15 protein-coding genes are annotated in these 18,728 nt (G+C 60.9%); 5 read left to right on the top strand and 10 right to left on the bottom strand.

What is annotated here, in order from left to right; all coding sequences use genetic code 11:
- Positions 1 to 21: 21 nt before the first annotated feature.
- The 9 genes from FIV38_RS00360 to yaaA form a co-directional block, all read right to left on the bottom strand.
- Positions 22 to 1,131: a mannuronate-specific alginate lyase gene (locus FIV38_RS00360; RefSeq protein ID WP_092238153.1), complete on the bottom strand. Its 1,110-nt coding sequence runs from the start codon at positions 1,129 to 1,131 to the stop codon at positions 22 to 24.
- Positions 1,132 to 1,139: 8 nt separating this feature from the next.
- Positions 1,140 to 2,588 carry an alginate O-acetyltransferase gene (locus FIV38_RS00355; protein WP_029297898.1) on the bottom strand — a complete coding sequence of 483 codons (1,449 nt, stop codon included), beginning with the start codon at positions 2,586 to 2,588 and terminating at the stop codon, positions 1,140 to 1,142.
- Positions 2,589 to 2,599: 11 nt separating this feature from the next.
- Positions 2,600 to 4,189 (bottom strand): mannuronan 5-epimerase AlgG, encoded by a 1,590-nt coding sequence (algG, locus tag FIV38_RS00350; RefSeq protein WP_092238150.1) that lies wholly within the window; start codon positions 4,187 to 4,189, stop codon positions 2,600 to 2,602.
- Positions 4,189 to 5,676 carry an alginate export family protein gene (locus FIV38_RS00345; RefSeq protein ID WP_070995618.1) on the bottom strand — a complete coding sequence of 496 codons (1,488 nt, stop codon included), beginning with the start codon at positions 5,674 to 5,676 and terminating at the stop codon, positions 4,189 to 4,191. The genes algG and FIV38_RS00345 overlap by 1 nt, the downstream gene beginning before the upstream one ends.
- Positions 5,673 to 7,118 carry an alginate biosynthesis TPR repeat lipoprotein AlgK gene (algK, locus tag FIV38_RS00340; RefSeq protein ID WP_235861113.1) on the bottom strand — a complete coding sequence of 482 codons (1,446 nt, stop codon included), beginning with the start codon at positions 7,116 to 7,118 and terminating at the stop codon, positions 5,673 to 5,675. Before algK ends, FIV38_RS00345 begins: the two co-directional genes overlap by 4 nt.
- 98 nt (positions 7,119 to 7,216) lie before the next feature.
- Positions 7,217 to 8,386, bottom strand: a complete 1,170-nt coding sequence (locus tag FIV38_RS00335) for an alginate biosynthesis protein Alg44 (protein ID WP_092238147.1) — start codon at positions 8,384 to 8,386, stop codon at positions 7,217 to 7,219.
- A 38-nt stretch (positions 8,387 to 8,424) separates the two neighbouring features.
- Positions 8,425 to 9,906, bottom strand: coding sequence for a mannuronan synthase (alg8, locus tag FIV38_RS00325; protein WP_371923372.1), 1,482 nt, complete (start codon positions 9,904 to 9,906; stop codon positions 8,425 to 8,427).
- A 148-nt stretch (positions 9,907 to 10,054) separates the two neighbouring features.
- Positions 10,055 to 11,371 (bottom strand): nucleotide sugar dehydrogenase, encoded by a 1,317-nt coding sequence (locus FIV38_RS00320; RefSeq protein ID WP_029297911.1) that lies wholly within the window; start codon positions 11,369 to 11,371, stop codon positions 10,055 to 10,057.
- An 870-nt stretch (positions 11,372 to 12,241) separates the two neighbouring features.
- Positions 12,242 to 13,021 (bottom strand): peroxide stress protein YaaA, encoded by a 780-nt coding sequence (yaaA, locus tag FIV38_RS00315; protein ID WP_092238144.1) that lies wholly within the window; start codon positions 13,019 to 13,021, stop codon positions 12,242 to 12,244.
- A 236-nt stretch (positions 13,022 to 13,257) separates the two neighbouring features.
- Here yaaA and FIV38_RS00310 point away from each other — a divergent pair, with 236 nt between their 5' ends.
- The 5 genes from FIV38_RS00310 to moaE all read left to right on the top strand — a co-directional run bounded on the left by FIV38_RS00310 (position 13,258) and on the right by moaE (position 17,410).
- Positions 13,258 to 14,382, top strand: a complete 1,125-nt coding sequence (locus tag FIV38_RS00310; RefSeq protein ID WP_092238142.1) for a polysaccharide deacetylase family protein — start codon at positions 13,258 to 13,260, stop codon at positions 14,380 to 14,382.
- Between the two features lie 315 nt (positions 14,383 to 14,697).
- Complete coding sequence (locus FIV38_RS00305) at positions 14,698 to 16,092, top strand: PhoH family protein (protein ID WP_029297919.1); 1,395 nt, start codon at positions 14,698 to 14,700, stop codon at positions 16,090 to 16,092.
- A 150-nt stretch (positions 16,093 to 16,242) separates the two neighbouring features.
- A complete protein-coding gene (moaC, locus tag FIV38_RS00300; protein WP_029297921.1) occupies positions 16,243 to 16,716 on the top strand; it encodes a cyclic pyranopterin monophosphate synthase MoaC in 474 nt (157 codons plus the stop codon).
- Positions 16,713 to 16,955 (top strand): molybdopterin converting factor subunit 1, encoded by a 243-nt coding sequence (moaD, locus tag FIV38_RS00295; RefSeq protein WP_092238139.1) that lies wholly within the window; start codon positions 16,713 to 16,715, stop codon positions 16,953 to 16,955. The genes moaC and moaD overlap by 4 nt, the downstream gene beginning before the upstream one ends.
- 2 nt (positions 16,956 to 16,957) lie before the next feature.
- Positions 16,958 to 17,410: a molybdopterin synthase catalytic subunit MoaE gene (gene moaE, locus FIV38_RS00290; protein ID WP_092238136.1), complete on the top strand. Its 453-nt coding sequence runs from the start codon at positions 16,958 to 16,960 to the stop codon at positions 17,408 to 17,410.
- Between the two features lie 67 nt (positions 17,411 to 17,477).
- Here the strand turns inward: moaE and FIV38_RS00285 are convergent, their stop codons facing one another.
- On the bottom strand, positions 17,478 to 18,605 hold the full coding sequence (locus FIV38_RS00285) for an NAD(P)/FAD-dependent oxidoreductase (protein ID WP_092238133.1): 1,128 nt from the start codon (positions 18,603 to 18,605) through the stop codon (positions 17,478 to 17,480).
- Positions 18,606 to 18,728: the final 123 nt, after the last annotated feature.

Genomic DNA, 18,728 nt, shown 5'->3' with positions numbered 1-18,728 from the left:
CCACATTTGGACCGAGTACGGTCAGGAACCTTTGTTGCCTTTTTCGTGCGCCGGGTCGTAGACCTTGGTCAGGTCGCCGCCCAGGCGGAAGGTCTTGAACGGTTGCATGTCGTGCTTGCGTTCGATCACATCCGGGGCGCAGGTGTAGAGGGTGCAGAAGGGTTCGAGCCAGGCGAATTTGGAGTCCTGCTCCAGGTCATGCATGTCCTGCTCCTTGCCGTTCTTCTGCTCGAAGATGTCCGGATCCTTCACCCCGGCCAGCACCTTGTCGCCCAGGCGCTTGAGCGCGCCGTTGTTCTCACCGCGCACATCCACGCCATTGACCAGGGCAAAACTGGCGATCATCGCCAGCGGCGGCAGGGCGTAGTTGTGGTAGGCCAAGGCCCGTTGCTGGCGCTTCAATTCGTTGGGCAGGTAGCCCTGGGCGTCGACCTGATTGGCGCCGACCTTGTATTCCTTGACGGCCCAATCGAACAGGTCGCGACGGTTGGTGGCGACGGACGTGGCCATCACCGACCAGGCGGCCCAGTACGAGTGGTTGTTGGTTTTTTCCAGGGGCAGGTTGTCCCAGTCGCTGACCACTTGCTCGGCCAGTTTGTTGAACCAGGCTTCGATCAGTTGCGACTCCTGCGGGTACTTGGCCAGCGGTTGCGACTCGGAGAACTTCAGGCGCACATAGGCCGAGGCCATGCTGCCCAACGCCCATTTGCGCATGGACTTGCCGGTGTGGTTGAAGTCCTTGGACATCAGCGCATCGGCCTTGGCCCAGCTCACCAGCCAGTTCAGGGTGCATTGCAATTGCTCCGGGCGACCGTCGCGCATGAACTGCATCACCCGCTTGCTGGTGTCTTTTTCCAGTTTGGTGATGTCGGCGGTGCTGTCGCGAAAGGCTTTTTCCGATTGCACGTTCAGGGTCGAACGGGCTTTATCGGAACCTTCGTATTTGCTGCGAAACTGCAGCGAGCCGGTGTAGGGCGTCGGCATGGCGTCGCAGTCGTTCTTGAAGTCGCCGGTCTTGAACGCTTCAATCGGCGCGAAATAGCCCTGGGGCGGGCGCAGCGGCGCGGCGGCGTTGACTTGGCCTGCAAACATCGCCAGGCCCAGCAGCGTTGGAATCAGTAACTTGTGCATAGGTAACCTCATTGCCCAAGTTGCGCGGTCTGCTGACCGCCGCTTGGGAACACGTTGCGTGTGCAAATTTTCGCTTCGACTTTCTGCGCGGCAGCGCCCGCTTCGGGGCCCTGCACTTCCACGGCCAGCAGGTTCTGCGAGGCCCAGTCTTCATCGGTGCGCAGTTCAAAGGCGAAACGCCCGTCTGTCTCGGATGTTTCGGGTTTGTCGATCTTGATGTCCTCGTGGCGACCGTTCATGTACCAGAGGGTGGCTTGCAGGGTTTTCACCGAAGGATCGGCGAAGCGAATGTCGACCTGATGGCGGCTATTGCGCAGGTCCATGTTCTTGCTGTTGACCATCAGCTCGTTCTTGCCGGGCTTGAGGGTGGTGCTGGCGCTCATCTGCGCCGGCTTGCCTTCGCAGCCGTTGTCGAGCAGGGCCATCATCTGGCGGTAGATGGTTTCCTGGTCGAGGCGATACAGCGGCGAGAACTCCCAGATCAGAATCTTCGGTGGGCTTTTCTGGAATTCTTCGCTGCCCAGGTACTGGATCATCGAGCCTTCCAGGCCACCGCCGGGGAAGGCGACGTTAAGGATGTCGGCACCGATTTCCTGTTCCAGGAAGCCGGCGAAGTTGTAGTTCTTGCCGCTGTGGCTGGTGCCCACCAGGGTGATCTGCGGGTTGCCGGAATCGCCGAACAGGTCGCCGTCCGCAGCCTCGCCCTTGGGCTCGGTGCTGAACTGGTCCATGTACTGGATCGCGTAGCTGGTGCCGCACAACTGCCCGGCCATGTTGTGCAGGGTGCCGGTCTTGCCCATGCGTCCGGATTTCTTGGTCTCGAATTCACGCTGGGGGATCCCGGCGAATTCAGGCATGGCGCGCACCTTGGCCCCGACGATTTTCGCGGTGCGCTGGGCGCCATAGGGGGTCCAGTGCTGGTCGCCGCGGAAGTAGAAGTCGTGGGCCGGCAGTTCGTCCGGCAGTTGTTCATTGGTCAGCGGCGACAGGTCCGGCACCACGTAGCCCATCTTGGCAAAACGCCCAAGCATGGTTTTGTAGTTGCCCAGGGCCTTGTCGAAATCAAAGCGCGCTTTCTCTGCCGGGTTGAGCTTGTTGCGGTTTACCAGGCCACGGGTCGGCTGGTAGACCACCACCAACTCCACGCCCTTGCTCTTGAACGCATCGTGCAGTTGCTGCATGCGCTTGTAGCCGGCCGGGGTGGTGTCGAATTCGGTGCGCAGGTCTTCCTGGGTACGGAACAGCCAGTCGCCCTGGGCCTGTACCAGGGTGGTGAAGTTCTGCTGGTAGCGAGTGGTGTAGTTCTTTGCGTCGTGAGCCTCGGGGCACAGGTTGCAGCACGGCTCGGCGGTAAAGCTCGGCGCCTTGGCTTCATCGGCGCGCACGCCGCTGCTGGCGGCCAGGATGCCGAGGGTCAAACCCGAGAGGCTGAGCAGCTTGATCATGTGTGGGTGCATAAAGGTCATCCTCAGTCCTGCAATTGGGTCTGGCGTTCGACAGGGTCGATCAGCACGGCTTTTTTCTGGCGTACCAGCAAGTCGAGAATCTCTTCCTGGCGCTCACCAAGAACGCCGGAGAAGCTGATGCCACTGGATTTGGTCGGCGCGAGCATCGACACGCGGTACAGCTCGATGCTCAACGGCGAGTCGATGGACAGCGGCCCGCTGCCATTGGCCGCCAGTTCGCCGCCGACCACGATCAGCGAGACTTTGGTGTCGAACGGGTCGAGCTCAATGTCGCGGTCGGTGTCGGTCAGGTCCTTGATATGGCCGTAGACGCCGGTCAGGCCGTTGGCCATGGCGAGGTTCTCGTACAGGCGGATATTCACGCTGTTACGGATCCGAATGCCGTGGCGACGGTTGCTGATCACCTTGTTGCCCCACAGCAGGTTGTCGCCGCTCTCATAGAGGGTGATGCCGTCGGTGTGGTTGCGGTAAATCTCGTTATCGGCGATCAGGTTGTTCACGCTGTTACGGTCGATCACCAGGCCCGAGAGCTTGTTGTCGTAGCTGCGGTTGTTGAAGATGAAGCTGTCGTTGACCTCACGGGAAATAATGATCCCGTGCTTTTTCTTGGTGCCGTAGACGGTGTTGTCGGCAATGATCAGGCCGTGGGAACGGTCGTGGGGGTCGATGCCGTAGACGATGTTGTCTTTGTAGGTGCTGCCCTTGATCACAAAGCCGGTGGTCTCGTAGCAGTAGAAGCCGTACCACATGTCGGAGAACTCGGAATCGACAATCCAGCCGGTGGGTTCCGGGCGCTTGAGGACCTTCGCCATGTTCGGCGTGTACTGGGAAATACTCACGCCATAGGACTTGCTGTTGGCGTAGCCGAAGCTGGCCATTTTGCTGTTGACGATATAGGTCTGGGTGCCGCCCCAGGCCAGCAGGAACGGGCGAAATTCCTTGGGCGAGCGGAAGGTCGCCGGGCCGTTGCTCTTCTCGCGCCAGCCGGTGATCTTGGTGTCGCGCACAAACAGCTGGCCGTCGTTGACCAGGAACGAACCGGCCTCCTGGGACAGGCGCAATTCCTGGGTCTGGTTATCGATTTCGAGGATGCCTTTTTCGCCGACCACAATCGGCAGCCTGGCCAGGAATACCCCGGGCGAGGTTTCGCTCAGGTATTGCTTGGGCACCTTGTTGAGCAGTTCCTTGAGGTTCATGTAGCCGTCGTCGATAAAGATCGCCTGGGGGATGCCATGCTGGCGCACCACCCATTCGGCCATCTTGTTGTCGCCGCCGATAAAGTCCTTGAGGGCGTTTTCCTGCATCATCCGGCGCACGCTGACCTTGCCGGCCTTGCTGCGCACGATTTTCTTCGCCACGGCTTGTGCGGTGTAGCCCGAGAGGTCCGGCAGCGCCGGCTTGGGCATCTCCAGCGGCGCGGTGGGCGGGCTGGTGATGGTGTAGGTCTTGGCCTGTTGCAGTTCCTTGGCGATGGTGGGCGCCTTGACCTGCGGCTCGACATTGGCAAAGGCCGGGGCGCACGCCAGCAGCATTGCCGCAGCGAGCAGGGCCGAGCCTTTGAGGGCGTGAGGATTCATTGCGCAGGCTCCCATCAGAAGCGCCAGACTACGTCGACAAAGGCGCGGTGCATGTACGAGTCGACTTGCTTGCCATAGGCATCGCCCGGTTTGAACACGCCGCCACGAAAGCGCACCAGGGCCGACGGTTCGTCGATCGACTGGCTGAGCGCTGCGGGCAGCAGGCCTTTCTTGAAGTACTTGGTGACCACCAGGTCCATCTCCTGGCCTAGGTCCTTGTTGCCGTCTACCAGCGGCAGGGATGCGCTGGACAACACGGCACCGGTGACATCGTCGTAGTTGTTCTGCACGGCATTGATGCCGTTGCTGCCCACCGGCTTGTTGCCGTCCACGCGCCAGAACTTGTGGTAGACCAGGCTGGCGTCGTAGTCGTCGCGCAGCTGCCAGGAACCGAACAGGCTCATGGACTGCATATTGTTCATCTCGCCGCGAAACGCCTCGCCAAAACGATGCACCCGCGACTGGGTGCCGGTGAAGTTCGAGCGGTTGCTTTGCAGGCCGTTCTGTTCGTAGTCGGCGCTGGCGCGGGCATAGGCCGCGCCCACTTGCCACTGCGGGTCGAGGCGCAGGCGCACGCCGAGGTCAGTGGCCCAGCCGTCTACATCGGTGTTGCGCTTGGCGTTGGTGGGGCGACTACCGTCGGCGTTCAACGCGTTGACGTTGCTGCGATCGCCCTGCATGCCGGTGACGCTGGCCCAGTAGTTGACGGTATTGGTGTTGCGCCAGTTGTAGGCGTCACTGTTGGCTTCCAGGCCGAGCCAGGTCAGGTCGCCGTTCTGGCGCTTGTCCAGTGGGTCGGCAGCCACGCCCGGTTGCGGGTAGTCGAGCTTGCCGTCGTCGTGGGTGTGATGCCCGCGCACGCCGACCCAATGGCCGGGAGTCCACTGGTAGGCCGCATCGGCATAGAGGTGCTGGCGGTCCTTGTCTTCGGGAGACAGTTCCTTGAGGTCGGTGCGGTACTCGCTGAAGCGTTCGGCAGCGCCGACATTGGCCTTGAGCAGGGTGGTGTCGAAGGTCCAGTTCAGCGCTTCGATATTGGTGTCGCGCCATTGCCCATCGTTATTGCGCAGGCGCTGGCGGCCGAGCTTGAGGATCTCGCCAGGGTAGGGCGTGAAACCGCTGTAGCCGACCCAGAACTCGCGCAGGGCCAGGTAATTCTTCTTGGTCTTGCGGTCGTTGTTGCTCGACTGCTCGGTGGTGTCGCCATCGGACTGTTGCAGGGTGTCGGTCTCGATGATGTCGCTGGACGCCACCGCCTGGCCCATGGCGTAGGCGCTCCAGGCGCCGCTTTCGCCGTAGATCCACGGGCGCACATCCAGGCCGATGCCGTTGACGTCGCCGCCTTTTTGCGTGCCCAGGTCGCGGTCATCTTCGGACTGGCCGGTGACTTTCACTTCCAGGCCAAAGTTCTTGTCTTCGGTCAGCGCGGCCAGGGTCGGGCACGACCACAGCAGGGCGAAGGTCAGGCCAATGCCGGCCTTGACGAATGGATTGAGTTTCATAGGGATTCCTCGCCGTCTTCTTCTTGCAGGGCGTGCAGTTGCAGCGTGCTTTGGCTCAAGGCGCCACGGGCGGCCAGCTCTTGTTGCAGCAGGCGCTGGCCCTCGGCGCGCTGGGCGGGCGGCAGTTGTTGTTCAAGTTGTGCGGCCAGCTCATTGGCCTGCGGGGTGTCCTGGATTTTTGCCAGTTGGCTGAACACATAGGCGTTGAGCGGGTCGGGCCGGGTGCCCTTACCTTGGGAAAACAATTGGGCGATCGCGAAGTCGGCACTGTTCTGGCCGTTGCGCGCCGCGGTCAGCAAATGGTCCAGGGCCTTTTGCGAGTAGACCTGGCCCAAGTAGCCCCGGCGGTAGATCTGGCCGAGGTAGTAATCGGCAGCCACTTCCTGGCCCTGGGCTTTCTGGAAGTGCGCTTGCGCGGCCTTGGCATCGGCCGGCACCCACTTGCCTTCGTAGTACAGCTTGCCCAGCAACAATTCGGCGCGGGGCTGGTCGGCGGCACGGCCGTTGTCCAGATACTTCATCATTTGCTCGACGTCGCCCAGTTCCGGGAAGTCGTAGAGCAACTGCGCGAGGCTGACCCAGGACGCCGGGTAGCCCGGGGCGATTTTTTCCAGCAGGGCCTGGGCGGTTTTTTCATCAGTCTTGCCCAGGGAGGCATCGCCCAGCACACGGGCCACACTGTCGACCCGCTGGGCGGTGACGGTGCCACGGCTGTAGCCGGCCTCCATCTGCTTGAGCAGTTCGGCCTGTTGCTCCGGTTGCTCGCGCTTCTGGTAGACGGTGGCCAGTTCGACGTAGCAGATATCGGTGCTGCTGAGCGCGGCCTTGCAGATTTTCTCGATGTCATCCAGGTGCTGGTCGTAAGTGCCCTGGGTGCGATACAGCAGTACCTGCGCCAGGCCCGCTTCGGGGTAGCCGGCAGTGCGCCAGGTATCGATCTGCTGCTGCGCGTTGACGCTGGGGAAATCGTGGGGGTATTGCAGGTACAGCATCGCCAGCGGGATCAGGGTGTTGCCCTCGCCATTGGCAAAGGCTTTTTTCAACAGGCTTTCGGCTTCGCGGTGCTCGGCTTCGGTGGCACCGGGCTTGGCCACCAGCAGGCGACCGAGGCGGGCCTGGGCGCGTGGCGATACATCGGCGGCCGCGCGATAGGTGGCCTCGGCCTGCTTGATCTGCGCCGGGTCGCGGCTGCCGACCTGGATATCCGCGAGGCCGACTTGGGCCTCGCTGTAACCCAGATCTGCCAGTTGCTGATAGTTCTGCGCAGCGGTGGCGGTGTCGCCGCGCTTGAGCGCTTCATTGGCCAGGCGCTGGTCGGGCAGGCCGGCGCAACCGGCCAGGCTGACCGCCAACGCCAGCAGCGCCACAGGGCGGATGTGGGAGCGCACTTTTGTGGGAGCTGGCTTGCCTGCGATGGCATCGTCGCGGTTTGTCTGATGCATCGCGTCGCCTGCATCGCGGGCAAGCCCGGCTCCCACAACAGGCGGTTCCCACAGGGATTGTGTTGTTCTTGAAATAGGGTTCACAGGCATGTCCTCGCTTACAAACCAGCAGCCATGGCTTTATCGATCAGCCAGTTCAGGGACGGGCCACGGTCGCTGGTCACTTCCACCGGGCGGCCGGCGTAGGCGCTGTCCAGGGGGGCGTCGGGTTTGATCTGCACGCGGATATCCGAAGACAGGTCGGCGCTGTTGAGGCTGGTGCTGCTGACGATGGTGCCGGTGCGGGTCTGTTCTTCATCGGCGACCTGGAAGCTCACCGGCGTGCCTGGGCGCACATCACCGAACTGGCGATAGGAGAAACGCGCCTCGACGTTGGCCTGGCTGCCGCGCGGCACCAGTTGGAAGATCACATCACCCTTGCTCGCATATTGACCGTCGGCCACCAACTGCTGGGCGACGATGCAGTCGCAAGGCGAGGTCAGGGTGCCGGTCATTTGCTTGCCGAACAGCTCTTCGACCTTGGCCGGTTGCAGTTGGTCTTCGTCCAGGTGGCCCTTGAGCACATCAAGCATGCTGGTGCTGAAGGTCGCCAGTGGCGCGCCTTTGGCGGCAACGCCGTTGTCTTTGATCAGGCTTTGCACGGTGCCGTCGCGGGGCATCGTGACGTTCATCCCCGGCACGCTGACCAGGCCGGCCTGGGCGTAGCTGACGAAGTACATGCCGTACACCGACTTGAACACAAACCCGAACGCCGCCAGGCCCACCAGGAAGATCGCCAGGCTGAAGGTCACGGCGCGCAGGCGGCCAAAGGCACTCATGCCGCTGCCACTATCCTTGACCTTGCGCGCCTTGGTGAAGTTGTCGCGCTGCAAGGTGGCCAGCACGTCACCCATGGTCACGATGTCGCCGGACAGGTGCGAGGTGATCAGGTGACGCAGTGTGGAAATATCCTGGGCATCCAGGTTCTGGAACTGGCAACCGGTGCGGCCGGTCTGGCGGTCGTGGGAGCGGATCAACAGCTCCACGTCCATCGCCAGGCCCAGATTGTCGATCACAAATTGCAGGCGCGCCTTGTGCACATCACCGACTTTCAACGGTTGTTGGGCGGCATTGAAGGCCAGGCCGCCGGCTGACAGGTCGATGACCCGCACTTCCATGGGCGTGCGGTCGGCGCCGAAAAAGCGTAGCTTGGCCGGGATTTTGACCCGGGCGTGTTGGCGCTGGGCTTCGGATTCGTGGACAACGTTGGCGTTTACTTGGCTGTTCATGGCGTACTAATTCCTAGGTTAATTCAGGCTTGGCAGGGTCAGACCATCATCAGCAACACGGCGACGAAAATGCTGCCGGCGGAGAAGGTCATGGTCCGAGACGACCAGGTGTTGAACCAACGTTGAAAGCTGGCCAAATCGCGGGTCAGTTTGGTGTCCTGGCGGGTCCAGGACTGTTGATCGAGGCGGAAGAACACGTAGATCTTCACCAGCGCGCCCATGATCTGGTTGTAATAGAGAATCACCGGGTAGGCGGGGCCGATCTTGTGGCCCGAGCACGACAGCAACAGGGTCAGGATCAGGCGCGTGATACCAATCCACAGCAGGTAAGCGAGGATGAACGCACCGCCGTACTTGAAGGTGGCGAGGATCGCCACGGTCAGGCCCAGCAGCGAAGTCCACATCGACACACGCTGGTCGAACAGCACCACGCTGGTGAACAGGCCCAGGCGCTGCATACCCAGGCCCAGGGCCCGGGAGTTCTGGCGCAGGTTGTTGCCGTACCAGCGGAACATCAGCTTGCGGCTGGCCTTGATGAAGCTCTTTTCAGGGGGGTGTTCCACGGTGTTGATCGCTGCATCGGGCACGTAGAAGGTGTCGTAGCCCAGGCGCATCAGGCTGAACCAACTGGACTTGTCATCCCCGGTCAGGAACTTGAAGCGGCCCAGGCGCCAGTGTTGCAGCGAGTCGCTTTCCACGTCGGCGATAAAGCCGGGGTCGGTGACGACGCTGGCCCGGAACACCGACATCCGCCCGGTCATGGTCAGCACGCGCTTGGACAAGGCCATGGAGCACATGTTGATGTGGCGCTGGGCGAAGCGCAGTTTGTGCCACTCGCTCATGATGTAGCCGCCGCGTACTTCGCAAAACTCGTTGGTGGTCAGGCCGCCGACATTGCCGAACAGCTGGAACCACGGCACGGTCTTGCGCACCACGCCCTCGGCCAGCACGGTGTCGCCGTCGATTACCGCAACCACGGCGCGGTCGTCCGGCAGGTGGCGGGAGATCGCACGAAAGCCGAAGGCCAGGCCATCGCGCTTGCCGGTGCCGGCGATGCGCACGAAGTCGAGCTTGACGTGATCCGGTGGGTTCATCTTTTCCCAGAGGCTCTTGACCAGCAGCTCATCGGACATTTCCACCAGGGAGCAGACCACGGTGGTAGGGAAGCCGCACTCGATGGCCTCGCGAATCACCGAGCTGTAGACCTGGGCGGTGGTCAGCGCGTCGATCCGAAAACTGGTGACCATCAGGAAAACGTGGGAGGGGTCCGCCGCCTTGCCCAGCTTGCGCACTTTGCGCCGCAGGTGCGGGTAGACCACGTACAGGAACAGCATGCCGCGTACAAAGTGCGTGGCGCCCATGGAGTAGCGCCAGATACCGACGGCGCCAATCAGGAAGATGAAATTTCTCGACTGCGAGTCGAATGTGCTCGCCGGCAACGCCAGGGCCAGGCACATCAACACGCTTAAAAACAACAGCCAACCGGCGGCCTGAAGGAGGCCGTGCTTTAGCCTGTGCATAATCTGCATCCGTCTGGAGTCTGGGGCGAGCCTGTGGGGTGGCCCGATGGGGTTGTGGCAGGCTTACAGTGGGGCGCCATCGCCGGCGAGCCGGCTCCTACATGACATGCGCGACCTGTAGGAGCCGGCTTGCCGGCGATCAGCGCGGTTACCAGCAAATGCCTTCGGTACGGCCATTGACACTGGTGGCCTGGGACATGAAGCCCACCAGGTCGATCACTTGTTTGCCGTGCGGGGCGTTCTGCGCCAGGGCGCGGAATTTCTCGTCACGGTTGCCGAGGATGATCACGTCGCTGTTGTTGATTACATCGTCGAAGTCCGAGTTGAGCAGGGACGACACATGGGGGATCTTGCCTTCGATGTAATCCTTGTTCGCCCCATGCACACGGGCGTATTCGACGTTGCTGTCGTAGATGCTCAGGTCGAAGCCCTTGCCGATCAGCATTTCCGCCAGCTCCACCAGTGGGCTTTCGCGCAGGTCATCAGTGCCGGCCTTGAAGCTCAGGCCCAGCAGGGCGACCTTGCGTTTGTCGTGACCGGAGACGATGTCGAAGGCGTTCTGCACCTGGGATTCGTTGCTGCGCATCAGCGAGTTGAGCAGCGGTGCTTCCACATCCAGAGAGCTGGCGCGGTAGGTCAGGGCGCGCACGTCCTTGGGCAGGCACGAGCCGCCGAAGGCAAAGCCCGGACGCATGTAGTACTGGGACAGGTTGAGGGTCTTGTCCTGGCAGACCACTTCCATCACTTCGCGACCATCGACGCCCACGGCCTTGGCGATGTTGCCGATCTCGTTGGCGAAGGTGACTTTGGTGGCGTGCCACACGTTGCAGGTGTACTTGATCATCTCGGCTACGGCGATGTCCTTGCGGATGATCGGGGCGTCGAGTTCTTCGTACAGCGACTGCAGGACGTCGCCCGAGGCTTTGTCCAGTTCACCGATTACGGTCATCGGTGGCAGGTCGTAGTCGGCGATGGCGGTGGATTCGCGCAGGAACTCCGGGTTGACCGCGACACCGAAGTCGACGCCGGCTTTTTTGCCGGAGCAGTCTTCGAGGATCGGGATTACCACGTTGGCCACGGTGCCGGGCAGCACGGTGCTACGCACCACGATGGTGTGGCGGGTGGTCTTGTCACGCAGGACAAAACCGATTTCGCGGCACACCGCTTCGATGTAGTTGAGTTCCAGGTCGCCGTTTTTCTTGCTGGGCGTGCCGACGCAAATCATCGACAGGTCGGTATCGCGGATGGCGTCGGCGAAGTTGGTGGTGCCGCGCAACCGGCCGCTGGCAATGCCCTGGCTCAATAGTTCGCCCAGGCCCGGTTCAACGATGGGGGATTTGCCCGCATTGATCAGGTCGATCTTATCCTTGGAAATGTCTACACCGACCACTTCATGGCCCCGTGCAGACAGGCAACCGGCACATACTGCGCCCACGTAACCCAAACCAAATATGCTGATGCGCATCGCATTTACCTCTATCTTTATCACGCCATTAAATGGCCGGAGTTCATGTTTTCAAGCGTCACTCATGCACTAGGAAATGCCGTGAATAGACACTGCATTGCCATGTACAGGCATGTTAAAAGTCGAGTGACTAACTAATGCACTCAAGTTGTGCGCAACTTGGCCTTGTTGTTGGGGCTTGCCCTGAAATGCAGCCAGTCTTCTGTGAGAAGGGTCTGGCGTCAGTGCCGCAAAGCCTTGATATTGGCATTTAGCCTTTATCTATCAATGCCTTGGGTTGTCTCACTGACCCATTTAGGTAGGCTTTAGCCCTGGCCTTGTAGGGGATGGTCATGCAACCTGATCGCCCGCCCTCAACTAAACAGTTGGTAATTAGACCGAGCAGTCAAAGTTATATATGACAACTTTGCTACTTCCGTTGGTCGCTGTGTAAGTCATATCGCACAAGAACAGAGATAATCGTTACCGGTGGTATGAGCGGCACTCGCAGACATAGTTCCTGGCCGCTCATCCTGTTTCTCGAAATTTCTTGAAATATAAGCAAAGATGGCACTAGTACTATATTGATAGCACTTGCAGATTGGGCTAGTGGATATAGGGAGTTGGCGCGGGGATATAGTTTTATGCCACTACTGTTTGAAAAAAGTGGTGCCACTACGAAAAAAACTGACGGATGTCGAGTGAAAGAAACGTTATGAATTCTGAAGAAATATTTTTGGCGCCAAAATAATGACGATTCTATTGGAGGAATGTAGGACAAATGTGGGAGCGGGCTTGCTCGCGAAAGCGGTGTTTCAGTCAATCTATCCGGTGACTGATACACCGCTTTCGCGAGCAAGCCCGCTCCCACATTTTAAGCCGGGTGCAGCCTCAATCCGGTGCGTGATCGCGCAAAAACACCAGGTTATCCGGCTTGGACTGCTCGGCATTGAAGCGGTAGCCCTGCACATCGAATTGCTTGAGCTGGGCCGGGTCGTTGATGCGTTCTTCGATCACGAAGCGGCTCATCATGCCCCGGGCCTTTTTGGCGTAGAAACTGATGATCTTGTACTGGCCGTTCTTCAGGTCCTTGAACTCGGTGTTGATGATCCGCGCGTTGAGGGCCGGGCGCTTGACCGCGGAGAAGTACTCGTTGGACGCCAGGTTGAGCAGTACATCATCGCCTTGCTCAGCCAGGGCTTCATTGAGCCACTCGCTGATCCGTGTGCCCCAGAATGCGTACAAGTCCTTGCCACGGGCGTTGGCCAACTTGGTGCCCATCTCCAGGCGGTACGGCATCATCAGGTCCAGCGGGCGCAGCAGGCCGTACAGGCCGGAGAGCATGCGCAGGTGGTCCTGGGCGTAACTGAAGTCGGCATCGCTGAAGGTTTCGGCATTCAGGCCGGTGTACACGTCGCCCTTGAACGCCAGCAGCGCCTGCTTGGCATTGGCGGGGGTGAAGGCCGGGCTCCAGCTGCCGAAACGTGCGGCGTTGAGGCCGCCGATCTTGTCGGAAACATGCATCAGTTCACTGATCTGCGCCGGGCTCAGTTCGCGCAACTGCTCGATCAATTCCTGGGAGTGGTCGAGGTATTGCGGCTGGGTAAAGCGCTGGGTCGCAGGCGCAGTCTCGAAATCGAGGGTTTTGGCGGGGGAAATCACCATCAGCATGAAGTCGTCTCCTGTAATCGTCGGGGGATTCTAGGGGGTAGGGCGGTTTGACTCCACCTATCACGCCAATAGTTGCCATACGGTTGTCCCTGTGGGAGCCGGGCTTGCCCGCGATGGCGGCGTGACAGCTTGCCAATAGGCCAATTGACACTCCGCCATCGCGGGCAAGCCCGGCTCCCACAGGGAGGATTGTGATCGGCTATAGTGGCCGACGAATCAGGAACGGGGGACCCTTTGTGCGAATTGCGCTTTTTTTATGCGCCTGGCTGACGTGCCTGGGCGCCCAGGCGGCCACTGTGGATGTCGCGAGCCTGGACCGCGGCACCTGGCCGGAAAAGCTCAGCAGCCCGGCGCTGTTCGATGTGGCGTCACGCGCCGAAATCCTCATGTTCGCCCACACACTGCTGGCCAGCGAGGCCTTGGATGAGGCGGCCCTCAAGCAACGTCTGGGGCTGAAGATCATCAACCAGGGCGCCATCGACGACCTGCGTCGCCACCTCTGGCAACGGTTGCTGGAGAATTACGGATTTGCCCAGCAAAGCTGCGAACAGGACGCCTCGTTCTGCTACCTGGTGGACAACATGGACGACCTGCGCGAGCAGGCCGGCAAATTCGAGGTCAGCGACCAATCCTTCTACATAGGCTGGGCCGGCCCCAGCCGCACCTTTCACCAGCGCTATCTGGACGAGTTGCTGCGCAAGGCGGCTCTGTTCCCGCAGATCAGCAGCGAAGTCGCACGGTTTGGTGATTTCGAGCGCAATGGCGACGAGCTCAACGACCGCCTGTTTCTATTGACCTTCGATGGCGGCCCGGCGCCGCTTAACGGCCAAACCGACTGGCTGGCCGATTACCTGCGCAAGCAGAAAATGACGGCCACCTTCTTTGCCCTGGGCAACAGCCTGCAAACCCGCCTGGAGAAGACGTCGGCCGCTGATGTGCAGGCGTTGTATCAAGGCCAGTGCGTGGGCATCCAGGGCTGGCAGTACCGCTCCCACAGCCATTGGGTCGACTGGCAGAGTTCGATCACCCGCAGTGCATCACTGACCCAGAACCTGCTGCCGGAAAACTATGTGCCGTTGTTCCGTCCGCCCTATGGCCAGCGCCGGGCCGACAGCCAGGGCTTCTTCCAGGCCCAGGGCCTGCAAGTGGCGCTGTGGGATATCGACTCCCAGGATGAGCCGGGCCAGCTCAAGGCCGACGAGTCGGCCCAGCGGGTGCTGACGCTGATGTTGTTGTGGCGCAAAGGGGTGATTGTGTTCCACGACACCCAGGACAAGGCGCGGGTGGCATTGCCGATGTTGTTGCAGGCAACGGCGCAGAGTGGCTTGGGTTGGCAGGAGTGTCGCGAGGCATTTCGCTGAAGTGCCCGGCCCTGCTGGGGGTGAGGTTTTTTTGGGGTGATTTGCTGCGACATTTCGATGCAGGCGGACTTCCGACTTTAGCGGTGTGCGTGGCGCCCCGCCAGTGCTATTCGTCATCCTGAAAAATAAACTTCAAAAAAGCGTCAAAGTGCTTTTTCCTGTCATGGGTTTTGCGGTATTACGAAGACAGATCGCCGAAACCTGCACCACAGGTGGCGTCTTCCCAGACTCCCTTTGCGGTGTATTCGGTGGTCGAATCGAGGCGCAGCACTGTTGTGGTATTGCGTCGACTGGCTCCCACAAAGGTGACCGAGTATGGATGATCATGGACGTACCCCTTCTTCCGACCAGCCAATCCTTTATGTGCTTGATACCAATGTTTTGATCCACGATCCAAACGCGTTGCTCAATTTCGAAGAACACCACGTCGCCATCCCGATGATCGTGCTTGAGGAACTCGACAAACTCAAAAGTGGGCACCACAGCGTCGCCGCCGAATGCCGCCAGGCGATCCGCCTGATCGACAAGACCCTGGGTGAAGCCTCGCCCGAGGATGTTGAGGTCGGCGTACCGATCCAGCGTGGCAAGAGCGGGCCCAAGGGCTTGCTGTCGATCCTGATGAGCAAGCGCAGCGAACCCAACAGCCTGCTGCCGGAAAACCTCAACGACAACAAGATCATCAACCAATTGATCGACCTGCATGCGCGCGACAAGGACCTGCGCCTGGTGCTGGTGACCAAAGACATCAATATGCGCCTCAAGGCACGAGCGTGTGGGATCGCTGCCGAGGACTACAGTACCGACCAACTGGTCGACGACGTGTCGATGCTGTCCCGTGGTTATCACACCATGACCGGCTCGTTCTGGGACCGCGTCAGCAAGGTCGAGACCCGCCAGGACCATGGCCGCACCTGGCACCAGGTGCAGTTGACCGACAACCTGCCGGCCGTGCATATCAACGAATTCATCATCGACGAACAGGGCTTTGTGGGCTGGATCAAAGAGATCCAGGTCGACAAGCTGCTGATCCTCGACCTGCATCAGGAACCCCTGCTGCACCAGGAAGCCTGGGGCCTGAAACCGCGTGATATCTACCAGAGCCTGGCGCTGTACGCGCTGCTCGACCCGGACATCCACCTGGTCAACCTGACGGGGGCTGCCGGCTCGGGGAAAACCATCCTCGCCCTGGCGGCTGCCATCGAGCAGACCATGGTCACCAAGCGCTATCGCCGCATCATTGCCACCCGCAGCGTGCAGGGCCTGGACCAGGAAATCGGTTTTTTGCCCGGCACCGAAGCAGAAAAAATGGAGCCGTGGCTGGGGGCGATCACCGACAACCTCGAAGCCTTGCATATGGATGACGAAAACACCCATGGCAGCGTCGACTACATCCTCAGCAAAGTGCCGTTGCAGTTCAAATCCCTCAACTACATCCGAGGTCGCAGCTTCCAGCAGAGCCTGATTTTGATCGATGAATGCCAGAACCTCACACCGCACCAGATGAAAACCATCATCACCCGTGCCGGTGCCGGTTCCAAAGTGGTGTGCCTGGGCAACCTGGCACAGATCGACACCCCTTACCTGTCCGCGACCAGCTCCGGGCTGACCTACCTGACGGAACGCTTCAAGGACTTCCCGAACGGCGTGCACATTGCGCTGCAAGGGGTACCACGCTCGATTCTGGCCGAATACGCCGAATCCCACCTGTAACCGCGTTCAGTGTGGGAGCGGGCTTGCCCGCGATAGTGGTGGTTCAGTCGATGATAGGTTGATTGACACAGCGCTATCGCAGGCAAGCCAGCTCCCACATTTTGATCGGCGTTGGGTTTACAATCGGGGCTTCTGATCAGGAGTATCCCCGTGCTGACTCATCTCGATTCCCAGGGCCGTGCCCATATGGTCGACGTCACCGACAAAAGCGTGACGTTCCGTGAAGCCGTGGCCGAAGCGCGGGTGCGCATGCTGCCCCAGACCCTGCAAATGATCGTCGACGGCGCCCACCCCAAGGGCGACGTGTTCGCCGTGGCCCGCATTGCCGGGATCCAGGCCGCGAAAAAGACCAGTGATCTGATCCCCCTGTGCCATCCGCTGATGCTGACCGGGGTCAAGGTCGAGCTGGCCGCCGAAGGGGAAAATACCGTGCATATCGTCGCGCGCTGCAAGCTGTCCGGGCAGACCGGCGTGGAGATGGAAGCGTTGACGGCGGCCAGCGTCGCCGCGCTGACCATCTACGACATGTGCAAAGCGGTGGACCGTGGCATGACCATCGAAAACATTCGCCTGCTGGAAAAACTCGGTGGCAAGAGCGGGCATTTCAAGGCGGACCAGGCATGAGTATCAACGTTTTGTTTTTTGCCCGTTACAGCGAAGCGGTGGGCCTCGATTCCATGGAGGTCGAAGGCGACTTCGCCACGGTCGATGCCGTACGCCTGGCGCTGGCCAGTGACCCAGAATTTGCGGTGCTCAACGAGGCCAGCCTGATGTGTGCGCGCAACCAGGAACTGTGTGGCCTCGACGAGCCTCTGCAGGCCGGCGACGAAGTGGCTTTTTTCCCGCCCGTGACCGGAGGCTGACCGTGGCTATTCGTGTGCAAGCCCAACCGTTCGATCCCGGCGCCGAAGTCAACGCCATGCACGCCGCCAATGTGGGTGTGGGCGCCGTGGTGAGTTTCGTCGGCTATGTACGCGACTTCAACGATGGCCTAGATGTGGCGGGGATGTTTCTCGAACACTACCCCGGCATGACCGAAAAGGCCCTGGCCAAGATCGCGGTTGAGGCCGAGCAACGCTGGCCGTTGCTCAAGCTCGAGGTGTTGCACCGCATCGGCGCCCTGGAGCCGGGCGAACCGATCGTATTCGTCGCAGCGGCCAGCGCCCATCGCCAGGCGGCGTTTGATGCTTGTGCGTTTGTGATGGACTACCTGAAGACCCGAGCGCCGTTCTGGAAGAAGGAAAACACCAGCGAAGGGGCGCGCTGGGTGGAAGGGCGGGCCAGTGATCATAGGGCGGCTGATCGCTGGAAGGCGTGAGTGGCCTTCCGTGTGCCCGTCACACCCTATCGTTTGGCCGCTGTATTGGACGAGTCCAGCAGCACGATCAACCCAGGCGACCAGGCGATAACATCGCCTCGGTCAGCCCGGCGCGCTGCAAAGGCTCGGGCAATCCGAGCCCACGCACCAGCGCCGCGCTGGCCTGACCCATCGCCGGCGAGGTCTGGATCCCGTAGCCGCCCTGGGCCGCGATCCAGAAAAAACCCTCTACCTGCGGATCAAAGCCACAGACCAGATCGCCGTCGCTGACAAAGCTGCGCAGCCCCGCCCAGGTCCGCGTGGGGCGGCGGATGCTCAGGGTAGTGGCTTCTTCGATGTGATAGATGCCTGTGGCGATATCCAGTTCTTCAGGCTGTACGTCGTGAGGTTCCACTGGGTCGGCGTTGGCCGGTGAGCCGAGGAACATCCCCGCGTCGGGCTTCATATAGAACGAACCGTCGAGGGCCGCCAACTCCGGCCAGTCATGAATATCCAGCCCGGCAGGCGGGGCGAACACAAAGGCGCTGCGGCGCTTGGGTTGCAGGCCGATTTTTTGTGCACCGGCCAGTTCGCCGATGGTATCGGCCCAGGCCCCGGCGGCGTTGATGATCACTGGCGCACTGTAGCGCTGTTGTGAGGTGCGCACTTGCCACTGGCCCTGACTGTCACGGTTGAGCTTTTGCACTTCACTGTCGGTATGAATAGCCCCGCCGTTACGCCGAATGCCGCGCAAATAGCCCTGGTACAACGCATCGGTGTCGATATCGCAGACGGTCGGGTCGTAGATCGCGCCATGGACTTTTTCCCGGCGCAGGATCGGCAGCATCTGCAGCGCTTCTTCGGTGTCCAGCAGGCGTGTTTCGGCTACCAGCGCCTTGGCGCTCAGGTATTGGCGCTGCAGCTCTTCTGGGGCGCCAAGCAGGTCCACCAGTACTTCGCCACGGGGCGTGAGCAAAGGGTGCTCGGTAAAACCTGCAGGTGGGTGATCGAAGAAGTCGCGGCTGCCCAGGGTCAGGGCGCGCACTTGTGGCGTGCCATAGGCGGCGATATAGAGGGCGGCGGAGCGGCCAGTGGAGTGATAGCCCGGCATGGACTCACGCTCCAGCACGATGACGCGGGCGTGTCGGGACAGCCAGTAACCGGCGCTGGCACCGGCAATGCCGCCGCCGATGATGAGGTAATCAGCCTGGTTCATGTGGTCCTCCTTGAATTTGAAAGCGCTGAAGGCAAATGTGGGAGCGGGCTTGCTCGCGAATGCGGTGTGTCAGTCAATCACTTCAGTGATTGTCACACCGCTATCGCGGGCAAGCCCGCTCCC

This window comes from Pseudomonas proteolytica, from assembly GCF_007858275.1.
In the GTDB taxonomy this organism is placed as follows: Bacteria; Pseudomonadota; Gammaproteobacteria; order Pseudomonadales; family Pseudomonadaceae; genus Aquipseudomonas; species Aquipseudomonas proteolytica.
This window is presented reverse-complemented; position numbering and strand designations above follow the sequence as displayed.

Excerpts from the sequence above, each read along its gene's own strand:
- algK (WP_235861113.1), bottom strand. The coding sequence starts at position 7,118 with ATGCATCAGACAAACCGCGACGATGCCATCGCAGGCAAGCCAGCTCCC.
- FIV38_RS00285 (WP_092238133.1), bottom strand. The coding sequence starts at position 18,605 with ATGAACCAGGCTGATTACCTCATCATCGGCGGCGGCATTGCCGGTGCC.
- FIV38_RS00355 (WP_029297898.1), bottom strand. The coding sequence starts at position 2,588 with ATGCACCCACACATGATCAAGCTGCTCAGCCTCTCGGGTTTGACCCTC.
- FIV38_RS00360 (WP_092238153.1), bottom strand. The coding sequence starts at position 1,131 with ATGCACAAGTTACTGATTCCAACGCTGCTGGGCCTGGCGATGTTTGCA.
- algG (WP_092238150.1), bottom strand. The coding sequence starts at position 4,189 with ATGGGAGCCTGCGCAATGAATCCTCACGCCCTCAAAGGCTCGGCCCTG.
- alg8 (WP_371923372.1), bottom strand. The coding sequence starts at position 9,906 with ATGCACAGGCTAAAGCACGGCCTCCTTCAGGCCGCCGGTTGGCTGTTG.
- FIV38_RS00335 (WP_092238147.1), bottom strand. The coding sequence starts at position 8,386 with ATGAACAGCCAAGTAAACGCCAACGTTGTCCACGAATCCGAAGCCCAG.
- yaaA (WP_092238144.1), bottom strand. The coding sequence starts at position 13,021 with ATGCTGATGGTGATTTCCCCCGCCAAAACCCTCGATTTCGAGACTGCG.
- FIV38_RS00345 (WP_070995618.1), bottom strand. The coding sequence starts at position 5,676 with ATGAAACTCAATCCATTCGTCAAGGCCGGCATTGGCCTGACCTTCGCC.
- moaD (WP_092238139.1), top strand. The coding sequence starts at position 16,713 with ATGAGTATCAACGTTTTGTTTTTTGCCCGTTACAGCGAAGCGGTGGGC.
- FIV38_RS00320 (WP_029297911.1), bottom strand. The coding sequence starts at position 11,371 with ATGCGCATCAGCATATTTGGTTTGGGTTACGTGGGCGCAGTATGTGCC.
- FIV38_RS00305 (WP_029297919.1), top strand. The coding sequence starts at position 14,698 with ATGGATGATCATGGACGTACCCCTTCTTCCGACCAGCCAATCCTTTAT.